This window comes from Pseudomonas sp. LB3P25 (assembly GCF_054897985.1).
Genome location: NZ_CM142711.1, coordinates 1,843,459 through 1,854,970, shown reverse-complemented (window position 1 = coordinate 1,854,970; position 11,512 = coordinate 1,843,459). Strand labels below are relative to the sequence as shown.

Annotated in this window: 9 protein-coding genes; 3 read left to right on the top strand and 6 right to left on the bottom strand. The window is 59.6% G+C overall.

The window, feature by feature from the left end; all coding sequences use genetic code 11:
• Positions 1 to 92: 92 nt before the first annotated feature.
• Entirely contained in the window at positions 93 to 695 is a 603-nt protein-coding gene (locus ACYZTW_RS08115; RefSeq protein ID WP_462004446.1) for a hypothetical protein, read from the bottom strand.
• Positions 696 to 844: 149 nt separating this feature from the next.
• Here ACYZTW_RS08115 and ACYZTW_RS08110 point away from each other — a divergent pair, with 149 nt between their 5' ends.
• Both ACYZTW_RS08110 and ACYZTW_RS08105 read left to right on the top strand, forming a co-directional pair.
• Complete coding sequence (locus tag ACYZTW_RS08110) at positions 845 to 1,636, top strand: dienelactone hydrolase family protein (protein WP_462004445.1); 792 nt, start codon at positions 845 to 847, stop codon at positions 1,634 to 1,636.
• A 211-nt stretch (positions 1,637 to 1,847) separates the two neighbouring features.
• A complete protein-coding gene (locus ACYZTW_RS08105; protein WP_462004444.1) occupies positions 1,848 to 2,573 on the top strand; it encodes a 4'-phosphopantetheinyl transferase family protein in 726 nt (241 codons plus the stop codon).
• Between the two features lie 158 nt (positions 2,574 to 2,731).
• On the opposite strand, the gene ACYZTW_RS08100 is transcribed toward ACYZTW_RS08105, so the two are convergent.
• Together ACYZTW_RS08100 and ACYZTW_RS08095 are read right to left on the bottom strand one after the other, a co-directional pair.
• A complete protein-coding gene (locus ACYZTW_RS08100) occupies positions 2,732 to 4,342 on the bottom strand; it encodes an ATP-binding protein (RefSeq protein WP_462004442.1) in 1,611 nt (536 codons plus the stop codon).
• Positions 4,339 to 5,052 (bottom strand): response regulator, encoded by a 714-nt coding sequence (locus ACYZTW_RS08095; RefSeq protein ID WP_074879161.1) that lies wholly within the window; start codon positions 5,050 to 5,052, stop codon positions 4,339 to 4,341. The genes ACYZTW_RS08100 and ACYZTW_RS08095 overlap by 4 nt, the downstream gene beginning before the upstream one ends.
• A gap of 738 nt (positions 5,053 to 5,790) precedes the next feature.
• Between ACYZTW_RS08095 and ACYZTW_RS08090 the strand changes: the two genes are divergently transcribed.
• Positions 5,791 to 8,685, top strand: a complete 2,895-nt coding sequence (locus ACYZTW_RS08090) for a ribonucleoside-diphosphate reductase subunit alpha (protein ID WP_462004441.1) — start codon at positions 5,791 to 5,793, stop codon at positions 8,683 to 8,685.
• Between the two features lie 296 nt (positions 8,686 to 8,981).
• On the opposite strand, the gene flgE is transcribed toward ACYZTW_RS08090, so the two are convergent.
• From flgE to flgC, 3 genes are read right to left on the bottom strand one after another with little or no spacing between them, the layout of a single operon-like run.
• Positions 8,982 to 10,298 (bottom strand): flagellar hook protein FlgE, encoded by a 1,317-nt coding sequence (flgE, locus tag ACYZTW_RS08085; RefSeq protein WP_462004440.1) that lies wholly within the window; start codon positions 10,296 to 10,298, stop codon positions 8,982 to 8,984.
• Between the two features lie 31 nt (positions 10,299 to 10,329).
• Positions 10,330 to 11,052 (bottom strand): flagellar hook assembly protein FlgD, encoded by a 723-nt coding sequence (flgD, locus tag ACYZTW_RS08080; RefSeq protein ID WP_462004439.1) that lies wholly within the window; start codon positions 11,050 to 11,052, stop codon positions 10,330 to 10,332.
• Positions 11,053 to 11,067: 15 nt separating this feature from the next.
• On the bottom strand, positions 11,068 to 11,511 hold the full coding sequence (gene flgC / locus ACYZTW_RS08075) for a flagellar basal body rod protein FlgC (protein WP_007937507.1): 444 nt from the start codon (positions 11,509 to 11,511) through the stop codon (positions 11,068 to 11,070).
• Position 11,512 lies beyond the last annotated feature (1 nt).

Genomic DNA, 11,512 nt, shown 5'->3' with positions numbered 1-11,512 from the left:
CTCGCGATAGCGGTGCGTCAGTCGACATCAATGTCGAATGTGCTGGCCCCATCGCGAGCAGGCTCGCTCCCACAGGGATTGCGCAGCGCTTATCAGAAAGCGTAGTTCGCCGACAGGTAAGTCTGGGCGCTGCTGGTCAGGTCCAGCGAACCCTGTTTGCTGCCACCGCGCTCGCTCATCTCGGTGCTCGCGTTGCTGCGCAGATAACGGTAACCCAGTTCCACCGAGGTGTTTTGCGAAACCTGTTGCAGGACACCCGCCTGGCCGCCGATGGCGTAACCGATGTCGCTGTCGCGGCTGAAGCCTGGGGAATCCTGAGTCATTTTGGTCAAACCGGCCGTGGCGCCGCCGAACAGTTTGGTGCTGCCGCCCACCGGGTAGAACAGATCGTAGCTGCCCAGAAGGTTTTCCTGACGCAGTTTAATGCCATTGTGTGAGCCCGACACGTTGTCGTAGGTGGCGTAGTAGCGACCCTGGCTGTTTTGCTGACCCAGACGCACACCCCAGGTGTTGTCCTTGCCGATCACGCCGTCGGCGTTCGGATTATTGAGGTTGTCGTTCAGGGCGCGGGACTTTTTGACCTTGTCGCTGGTCTGTCCAAAAGTAAGGCTGGCGAAATTGTCGTCGGAAGCGAAAGCTGCGGTACTCGCACTCAGGACGGTGAAAGCCAGAAGCAGTTTTTTGAAACCAGTCATTAGGGAGTTTCCTCACGCGCTATTTGCTTTTCGGGTACGGGGCAAGATTACTGACCCCGCCCTGAACTCCCCCTGAACGCTCTCTGAACCTAAGCTGAACCAGATCGACCCAGCTGTTTTTGACGACTTTTCTGTCAGGAGATCCGACCATGCGCATGTTTCTCGCTTTCGTCTTGCTGGCCTTGAGCGGGCTGACTCAGGCAGCCATCAAGACCCAGGAAATCCCCTATCAAAGTGCTGACGGCACCAAAATGATCGGCTATTTCGCCTATGACGACGCCATCAAAGGCGCACGCCCTGGCGTTGTGGTGGTGCACGAATGGTGGGGGCTCAACGACTACACCAAGCGCCGCGCCCGTGACCTCGCCGGCCTGGGTTACAGCGCGCTCGCCATCGATATGTATGGCGACGGCAAGAACACCGAGCATCCCAAGGACGCCATGGCGTTTATGCAAGCCGCGCTGAAAGACAGTTCGGCGTCGAGTGCGCGCTTTCAGGCCGGGCTCGATCTATTGAAGAAACAGCCGCAAACCGACCCGAACAAAATCGCCGCTATCGGTTACTGCTTCGGCGGCGGCGTAGTGCTGAATGCGGCACGTCGGGGCGTGCCGCTGGCGGGCGTGGTGAGTTTCCACGGGGCGCTGGCGACTAACACGCCTGCGACGCCTGACAGTGTGAAAGCGAAAATTCTTGTTGAGCATGGGGCGATGGACAGCATGGTCACGCCGGATAACGTTGCAGCGTTCAAGGCTGAAATGGACAAGGCCGGGGCTGACTATAAGTTCGTCAGCCTGGAGGGCGCCAAGCATGGGTTCAGCAACCCTGATGCGGATCGGTTGAGCCATGGGGATCATGGCGGGCCGGATATTGGGTACAACAAGGCAGCGGATGAAAAATCCTGGGCGGACATGCAGGCGTTCTTCAAGAAAATCTTCGGTTGATCAGGTAGCCCCTGTGGCAAGGGGCTTTCGTGGCGAGGGGATTTATCCCCGTTGGGCTGCGAAGCGGCCCCAAAACCTGCAACCGCATTTCAGCAGGGAAACTGCGGTTGTCGGGTTTAGGACTGCTTCGCAGCCCAACGGGGATAAATCCCCTCGCCACAAAAGCCGTTGCTACTACCCAGCCCGAAAGCAACCCGGCAAAATGCCCGACATGAATCCCGCCCCCGCCCTCCCCGTCTGCTGCACCCCACTCGATGCCCATTGGCCGCTGCCGTTTGCGCTGCCCGATACGGTGCTGTTGAGCACTCACTTCGATACCTCGCAACTGGCCAGCGATGATTTCCAGCGCAGCGCCATCGAGCCGCCGCCCACCATCCAGCGTTCGGTCGCCAAGCGTCAGGCTGAGTTCCTCGCCGGGCGGGTTTGCGCTCGGGCTGCGTTGCAACAGTTGGAAGGGCTGAACTTCATCCCGGCCATCGGCGAGGACCGGGCACCGGTGTGGCCGACGCACATCACGGGCTCGATCACCCACAGCACTGGCCGGGCCTCGGCGATTGTCGCGAAGAAAACCCACTGGCGCGGCTTGGGGATGGACCTGGAAAACCTGCTCAACCCTGAACGGGCCGAGCGACTGGCCGGGGAAATCCTCACCCCGCCCGAGTTGCAACGCATGACCGCTGGCCGTCGCGATCAGCTGGCGATGCTGGTGACCCTGACGTTTTCGGTGAAGGAAAGCCTGTTCAAGGCGCTGTATCCGATTGTTCAGCAGCGCTTCTATTTCGAGCACGCCGAAGTGCTGGAGTGGAGCGAGAGCGGTGAGGTGCGGCTGCGATTGCTGACTGACCTGTCCAGTGAGTGGCGCAACGGCACTGAGCTGGAGGCGCAGTTTGGGGTTGTGGATGGGCAGTTGTTGAGTCTGGTCAGCATCAAGGCCTGAAGGTTCCCCCTGTAGCAGCTGGCGAAGCCTGCGTTCGGCTGCGAAGCAGTCGCTAAACCATGCACCGCAGTGTTTCTGGCAAACCGCGTGCGCAGAATTTACGACTGCTTCGCAGCCGAACGCAGCCTTCGGCAGCTGCTACAAGTCCTGCGCCAATCTCACCGCTTCTCCTGATTCCTCGGCCAGCTCAGACTGAAACACGCCCCGCCCAGGCTTTTGCTCTTGCTGATCAACGCCCGGCCATCATGCCAATGGATGATTCGCCGCACGATGGACAACCCCAATCCATGCCCGCCCGAGGCGCGGGTGCGACTGTCATCGAGGCGCAGGAACGGCGTGAAGATCTTCTCCCAGGCCATTTCCGGCACGCCCGGTCCGTCATCCTCGACATCCACCCGACAGCGCTGCTGCCCCACCTGATAGCTGACGGTCACCCGTGATTGAGCGTGGCGCATGGCATTGCTCACCAGGTTCTGCAACGCCCGGTGCAGGTAGCGCGGCTCGGCCTCGACCCAAGCGGCGTCGTTGTCAGCGGCGGACAAACACAAACCGCGCTGCACCGTGACCTCGGCGCGTAACGGCGCCAGTTCTTCGATCACCTGATTGACCAACGCATCCAGATCGATCCGCTGAAAATTCAGCGCCGGTGAACCCTGCTCCAGCCGTGCGTAGGTGAGCATCTCGTCCACCAGGCGATCGAGATCCTCGATGTCGTGGTCCATGCCTTCACAGTATTTTTCCAACGCCTGCGGCGTGGTGGCCGAGCCGATCATCTCCAGACCAAAACGCAGTCGCGCCACCGGCGTGCGCAGTTCGTGAGACACGGCGCGCACCAGTTCACGCTGGATCGCCAGCAACTGCTGCAAGTGCTCGGCCATGCCGTTGAACGCCGAGGCCAGCCGACCCACCGAGTCCGCGCCGCGTGCCGGCACGCGGGTTTCCAGGCTGCCCTTGGCGATGCGCGTGGCGGCCGCTTCCAGGCCACGCAAACGGCGCTCAAGTTGCCGCACCAACAGATAGACGATCAAACCGATCAGGCTCAAACCCAGGGCGGCGATCAGCACCAGCCACTCCGGCGGATAAGGATTCATCTGATACAACGGGCCGATTTCCAGCACCCACGGCGTACCGACCATGCCGGCAAACACCCGGATCGAATCGCCGCCCTTGCCCAGCGCCATCACCGTGTCGCCCTCGGACACCCGGCGACTCTGATCCTCGTCCATGTCCGCCTGTTCGATCGTCACCAGCCGCAAGTCGAAACCAAACCCTTTTTCGCGCTTCAGCTGCGCCAGGCGTTCGGGTTGCTCGGCCACGGGGTAGCGCACCAGTTCATCGGCCAGCAGGTAAATAGTTGCCCGGGCCAGTTGTTCGCTGATTTGCTGAACTTCGCCGGTCAGCACCAGCTGTTCCTTGTCGCTGACCAGTCGATACACCTTCGCCGCATGCGGACCGGTCTGTTCCACCAGCGCCTGACCCCGCAGCACGCGGGTGCGCTGGGTGAGGTCGAGGTCGGTCTGGGCGAAGGTTTTCAGCGCCAACGGAATGCCCAGTAAACGCTCCCACACCAGCAAGGCCCGGTGGCGCTCGGTTTCGTTCATCGGGTTCAGGTTGTCGGCCATCAGCGAGAAGGTGCCGTGGGCGAGGCGTTCGCGGTACTGCTCGCCGCGCACCTGGTTGAGCAGGTGCAAGGCCAGTACGCCGAGCACGGCGACCAGGATCAGCGCCGCGCACATGCCGCCATAAATGCGCAGGAAGATCGAATTCACAGCGTGCAGGCTTCCGGAACGAACAGATAACCTTTACTGCGAATGGTTTTGATCAGCCGCGGATGCTCCGGGTCATCGCCGATTTTCGGGCGAATGCGCGAGATGCGCACGTCGATGGAACGGTCCTGGCCGTCATAGCCAATGCCGCGCAGCGCGGTAAAAATCTCTTCCCGGGACAGGATGCGTCCAGCGTTGGCGACCAACAGCCAGAGCAAGTCGAACTCGGCACTGGTCAACTCGATACCGTTGTCGTTCAGCCAGGCTTCGCGCAATGCGTTGTCCACTACCAGCGGCCCGAACTGCAGGCGCCGTTGTTTTTCCGGCGCCACTTCAGGGGCTTCACTGCGTCGCAACAAGGCCTGGATGCGCGCCAGCAGCAGACGCGGGCGAACCGGTTTGCACACGTAATCGTCGGCGCCCAGGTCCAGGCCAAGAATCTGATCGGTATCGTCGGTGCGGGCGGTAAGCATCAGGATCGGGCCGTCATACTTGTCGCGGACCTTGCGGCAGATGCTCAGGCCATCTTCGCCCGGCAGCATCAGGTCGAGGATCACCAGGTCCGGTTTCTCCTTGATGATCCGTGCCGCGGCCAAGGCGCCATTGCCCTCAATCGATACGCGCAGGCCATTGGCTTCCAGGTAGTCGCGGGTCAGTTCGGCCAAACGCTGGTCGTCCTCGACAATCAATACCTGCCAGGCTTCTTGCTCCACGGTGACCTCTGCTTGCCAACAACACTAATAAGGAAGGATCCGCCCGTCTTTTTGTAATGATTAGGGAGGATAAGAATGCGTACGCACTGGCCGATTGTATAAACGCCGCCCGCCGAGAACACAAGCCGGTAAATGCGTTCGGACAACCCGGATTTTTGTGATAGGGTTCGCGCCCTTAAAAATCCGAATGACTGTTTTCAATCGCTGAAAATCAGTGAAAAACGGTCCGCTCCAGCTACGTCGCGGCCTACACGCCTGTTCCACCTTTCACACACAATTTACGCACAGGTTTATCCACAGGTAGTACGTTGCAACCCCCCCCAAAACGCATTATCTTGTACCCCGGCGCCAAAAAAACCCTACATGTAGGGTTTTACACCAAAAACCAAACACAAACCGGATACCGATTTCAAGCGCTTTTATTGCCTCTTTCCGGTTGAACCAAACGTATTTTCGAAAGACCAAACCGCGCGTGCGGATGGCTACTGTTTTTGAGCCGGAAACGGCGTTAACGGTACGGGTGTTGCAGTCAATTGCTGTCACCCAAAAGGATCCCGGTTTCAGGTTCAAGGCCTGGGACCAAAGACTTCGGCATGGAAGCGGCGCCCCAATTGCCCCTTCCTGATCTGTCCCGAAGTTGGTATGCCCGGCCCCTCGCCGGTTGTAGTGCTTCAGGACGGAACGGTGGGCACCCAGATGGTGCCCAAACAAACATAGAGAATGTGGAGACAACCCCCCATGCAAACCGACACAACTCGCGAGAACCCGCAGGGCACCTTGCCGCAGGCCGCAGATTCGACTTCGGATCTGTCCGCCACCGCGCCTGGCCAGCTGCGCGTGATCAAGCGTAACGGCACTGTCGTTCCTTACACCGATGACAAGATTACCGTCGCCATCACCAAAGCGTTTCTCGCAGTTGAGGGCGGCACCGCTGCCGCTTCGTCGCGAATCCATGACACCGTTGCCCGTCTGACCGAACAAGTCACCGCGACCTTCAAGCGTCGCATGCCTTCGGGCGGCACCATCCACATCGAAGAAATCCAGGACCAGGTCGAACTGGCCCTGATGCGTGCCGGCGAGCAGAAAGTGGCGCGCGACTACGTGATCTACCGTGACGGTCGTTCGAAAGAACGCGCCGCCCACGCACCGGCCGAAGAAGCCGTCAACGCTCACCCGTCGATCCGCATCACCCGCGCCGATGGCACCTTTGCGCCTCTGGACATGGGCCGCCTGAACACCATCGTCACCGAAGCGTGCGAAGGCCTTGCAGAAGTCGACGGCGACCTGATCCAGCGCGAAACCCTGAAAAACCTGTACGACGGCGTGGCCCTGACCGACGTCAACACCGCGTTGGTGATGACCGCCCGTACCCTGGTTGAGCGTGAGCCGAACTACTCGTTCGTGACCGCTCGCCTGCTGATGGACACTCTGCGTGCCGAAGGCCTGAGCTTCCTGGAAGTCGCCGAAAGCGCGACCCACCACGAAATGGTCGACCTGTACGCCAAGGCCTTGCCTGCGTACATCGCCAAAGGTATCGAATTCGAATTGCTGAACCCGGTCCTGGCCACCTTCGACCTGGAAAAACTCGGCAAGGCGATCAACCACGAGCGCGATCAGCAGTTCACGTACCTGGGCCTGCAAACCCTGTACGACCGTTACTTCATCCACAAGGACGGTATCCGCTTCGAACTGCCGCAAATCTTCTTCATGCGCGTGGCCATGGGCCTGGCAATCGAAGAGAAGAACAAAGAAGACCGTGCGATCGAGTTCTACAACCTGTTGTCGTCCTTCGACTACATGTCCTCGACCCCGACCCTGTTCAACGCCGGCACCCTGCGTCCACAGCTGTCGAGCTGCTACCTGACCACCGTGCCGGATGACCTGTCGGGCATCTATCATGCGATCCACGACAACGCCATGTTGTCGAAATTTGCGGGCGGCCTGGGCAACGACTGGACCCCGGTTCGTGCACTGGGTTCGTACATCAAGGGCACTAACGGCAAATCCCAGGGCGTTGTTCCGTTCCTGAAAGTGGTGAACGACACCGCCGTCGCCGTTAACCAGGGTGGCAAGCGCAAAGGCGCTGTCTGTGCCTACCTTGAAACCTGGCACATGGACATCGAAGAGTTCATCGAACTCCGCAAGAACACCGGTGATGATCGTCGTCGTACCCACGACATGAACACGGCCAACTGGATCCCTGACCTGTTCATGAAGCGCGTCTTCGATGACGGCAAGTGGACCCTGTTCTCGCCGTCCGAAGTTCCAGACCTGCACGACCTGACCGGCAAAGCCTTCGAAGAGCGTTACGAGTACTACGAAGCCCTGACCGAATATCCAGGCAAGGTCAAACTGTTCAAGACCATCCAGGCCAAAGACTTGTGGCGCAAAATGCTGTCCATGCTGTTTGAAACCGGCCACCCATGGCTGACCTTCAAAGACCCGTGCAACCTGCGCAGCCCGCAGCAGCACGTCGGCGTGGTTCACAGCTCGAACCTGTGCACCGAGATCACCTTGAACACCAACAAGGACGAAATCGCTGTTTGCAACCTGGGCTCGATCAACCTGCCGAACCACATCACCAACGGCAAGCTCGATACCGCCAAGCTGGAACGCACCGTGAACACCGCTGTTCGCATGCTCGATAACGTTATCGACATCAACTACTACTCGGTGCCGCAAGCGAAGAACTCCAACTTCAGGCACCGTCCGGTCGGTCTGGGCATCATGGGCTTCCAGGACGCTTTGTACCTGCAGCACATTCCTTACGGTTCCGACGCTGCCGTCGAGTTCGCCGACAAGTCGATGGAAGCGGTCAGCTACTACGCGATCCAGGCTTCCTGCGACCTGGCCGACGAGCGCGGCGCCTACGAGACGTTCCAGGGTTCGCTGTGGTCCAAAGGCATCCTGCCGCTGGATTCGCAACAGATCCTGATCGAGCAACGTGGCCAGCAGTACATCGACGTTGACCTGAACGAATCCCTGGACTGGGCACCGGTTCGTGCCCGTGTGCAGAAAGGCATTCGTAACTCCAACATCATGGCCATCGCACCGACCGCGACCATCGCCAACATCACTGGCGTATCGCAGTCGATCGAACCGACCTACCAGAACCTCTACGTGAAATCGAACCTGTCGGGCGAATTCACCGTGATCAACCCGTACCTGGTTCGCGACCTGAAGGCTCGCGGTCTGTGGGACTCGGTCATGATCAACGACCTGAAGTACTACGACGGTTCGGTGCAACAGATCGAGCGCATCCCGCAAGAACTCAAAGAGCTCTACGCGACGGCCTTCGAAGTGGACACCAAGTGGATCGTTGACGCGGCAAGCCGTCGTCAGAAGTGGATCGACCAGGCTCAATCGCTGAACCTGTACATCGCTGGCGCATCGGGCAAGAAACTGGACGTGACCTACCGCATGGCCTGGTACCGTGGTCTGAAAACCACTTACTACCTCCGTGCCCTGGCCGCGACCAGCACCGAGAAGTCGACCATCAACACCGGTAAGCTGAACGCTGTTTCCAGCGGCGGCAACCACGGTGAAGATTCGGTCCTGGCAGCGCCCGCTGGTCCTGCTCCAGTGCCGAAGGCTTGCGCCATCGACGAGCCGGATTGCGAAGCTTGCCAATAAGCTGAGCCGGTAGACGCCGCAAGGCGCTTACTCGACAACCCCCGATCGGTCCTCTGGATTGATCGGGGGTTTTCTTTTGCCTGGAGGAATGTGGCGGCCGGTCCGACGCCTTCGCGAGCAGGCTCGCTCCCACAGGTGACCGAGTTAGCCAGAGAAACGAGATCCATTGTGGGAGCGAGCCTGCTCGCGAAGGGCCCTGCACGACAATGCGAAATTCAGGTTACCGACAAAATCCCGGCCATAAAAAAGCCCCTCTTCCGAGGGGCTCTTTGTGCAGCACTTTCAGCTAACCCGCATCAGGTCATCTGAATGATGGTTTGCATGATGGTGCTTTGGGTGGAGATGGTCTTGGCGTTCGCCTGGTAGTTGCTCTGAGCCTTGATCAGGTCGACCAGTTCATTGGTCAGGTTGACGTTGGACTCTTCCAGGGAGTTGGAGGCGATCGAACCCAGCGTGCCGGTTTCCGGCGCATCGTAGCCCGGGATACCCGACGCATAGGTTTCTTTCCAGCTGGTGCCACCGACTGGCTGCAGACCTTGCTCGTTGGTGAAGCTGGCGAGGGAGATCTGGCCGATAGGCTTGGTCTGGTTGTTGCTGAAGTTAGCCAGCAACACGCCGCTACCGTCGATGGTCAGGTTGGTGATCTGGCCAGTGGCGTAACCGTTCTGGGAAGGAATCGAACGCGCGGTATCGGCGTTGAACTGGGTGGTGTTGGCCATGGAGATGGTCACGCCCGCCGCGCTCGCGGCGGCGCCGTTGGCCGTCCAGACGCCAGCGGTCACAGTGCCTGGAGTCCAGTTCATGATCTTCAGATCGCTGCTGATGGTCGGAACGGGCGGAGTGCTGACCTGGAGCAACTTGCCCGACGTGTCGAACGTCATGGTCGAAGGGACCGGAGCGGTAGCGGCAACAGCAGGATCGCTGCCATCGGGGTTGCGACCATCAATCAGCGTGTAGGTATCCCACGTGTTGGCCCCAGTCTTGACCATGTATTGATCCATGGTGTGCTGGTTACCCTGAGTGTCGAAAATCGGGGTGCTGAACTGCTTGGTGAAGGTGGCCGACTTGGTCGGATCGAACTTGTTGGTCAGAACCGCCTGGTCGATCACGTCAGCCGAAGAGTTCAGGTTGATGGTCGACGACACGGTGGTGGTGGTTTTCGGCGCCAGGTTGGAGGTGTCAATGCGCAGGTCGGTCAACACACCGTTCTGAATCTTGCCATTGGCATCCACACCGTAGCCCTGCAGACGCGAAGTGCCGTCGGTGTTGGTGACGTAACCGTCCTTGTCGACCTTGAACGTACCGGCACGGGTGTAGGACAGCGAGCCGCTGTTGCTCAGTACGAAGAAGCCGGAACCGTTGATGCCCATGTCCAGCACGTTACCGGTGTTGTTGATGTCGCCCTGGGTGAACTGTTGGGAAACGTTGGCCAGACGCACACCGTTACCGGTGGTCTTGCCGCCTGAACCCAGCTTGGTCGCCGAGTACACGTCTTCGAATTCTGCACGGGACGATTTGAAACCGGTGGTCGCGACGTTGGCGATGTTGTTGCCGGTTACGTCCAGTTGTTTGTTGGCTGCATAGAGACCGCTAAGGCCGATATTGAAAGACATATTCCACTCCTTTGTGCCGTGCTAATCGGCTCTATATACCAATGGTTTGTACTTTGGACAGGGCGATGCTGCCCAACCCGGCCAGGTTCAACATCAACTCACCGCCGGTCTGGCTGATGGTCACGCTGTTGACGGTTGCCGGCAGGTACGTCACCAGCGAGGTCGCCTTGCCGTCGTAGGTCGCAGTAGCGCCGAAGGTATATGTACCCGCCGTGGCCACTTCGCCTGCATCGTTTTTGCCATCCCAGATGAAACTGGAAGTACCGGCTGCCTGGCTGCCCAGGTCGATGGTGCGGACAACCTTGCCATCGGCATTGGTGATCTTGACCGTGACCGGGTCCGCCGACGCCGGTACGGCGATGGTGCCGTTGAAACTCTTGGAGGTATCGACCACCGCCGAGCCGCCCGGTGCAATGACCGAACGCCCGACCAGCGACGACGCCTGCAATGCCTGGGACGAGTTGTAATTGCTCGCCAGGCCACTGACGGTGTCGTTGAGCGTGGTGATGCCTTCCAGGCTGCTGAACTGCGCCAACTGGGCGACGAACGCACCGTTGTCTTGCGGCTCCAGCGGGTTCTGGTTTTTCAGTTGCGTCACCAGCAACTGCAGGAACGCGTCCTTGCCCAGGGCTTTGCTGCCCGTGGCGCTGTTGGTGGCCGACGCCAGGCCATCAGTCGTGGTGGTGGTCTTGATCGAGGAGTTGGCCAGGATGTCGTTGAGGCTCAAACCACTGGTGGTATCGGTAACACTCATCTGAGTCGCCCCTTATCACTGACCGAGGGTCAGGACCTTCTGCATCATGGTTTTGGCGGTGTTCATCATTTCGGCGTTGGTCTGGAACGAACGGCTCGCGGAAATCATGTCAGCCATTTCTTCCACCACGTTGACGTTCGGGTAGTAGACGTAGCCCTTGGCGTCGGCCGCCGGATGGTTCGGCTCGTAGCGCGCTTCAAGGTTGCTCTGGTCTTCGACCACGCCCAGCACTTGCACGCCTTGACCGGCCGCGTCCTGGTTCTGGAACAGCGAATCGCTGCCGCCGCTCTGGCCGCCCTGGAACATGGTGGCGAATACCGGGTGCCGTGCACGGTAGGTCTGGTCGATGCTCGACGAGACGGTTTCGGCGTTGGCGATGTTACTGGCGACGGTGTTCAAGCGAGTGGTCTGGGCACTCATGCCGCTACCGGCAATGTTGAAAACACTGGATAGAGACATG

Excerpts from the sequence above, each read along its gene's own strand:
- ACYZTW_RS08115 (WP_462004446.1), bottom strand. The coding sequence starts at position 695 with ATGACTGGTTTCAAAAAACTGCTTCTGGCTTTCACCGTCCTGAGTGCG.
- ACYZTW_RS08110 (WP_462004445.1), top strand. The coding sequence starts at position 845 with ATGCGCATGTTTCTCGCTTTCGTCTTGCTGGCCTTGAGCGGGCTGACT.
- ACYZTW_RS08105 (WP_462004444.1), top strand. The coding sequence starts at position 1,848 with ATGAATCCCGCCCCCGCCCTCCCCGTCTGCTGCACCCCACTCGATGCC.
- ACYZTW_RS08090 (WP_462004441.1), top strand. The coding sequence starts at position 5,791 with ATGCAAACCGACACAACTCGCGAGAACCCGCAGGGCACCTTGCCGCAG.
- flgE (WP_462004440.1), bottom strand. The coding sequence starts at position 10,298 with ATGTCTTTCAATATCGGCCTTAGCGGTCTCTATGCAGCCAACAAACAA.
- flgD (WP_462004439.1), bottom strand. The coding sequence starts at position 11,052 with ATGAGTGTTACCGATACCACCAGTGGTTTGAGCCTCAACGACATCCTG.
- flgC (WP_007937507.1), bottom strand. The coding sequence starts at position 11,511 with ATGTCTCTATCCAGTGTTTTCAACATTGCCGGTAGCGGCATGAGTGCC.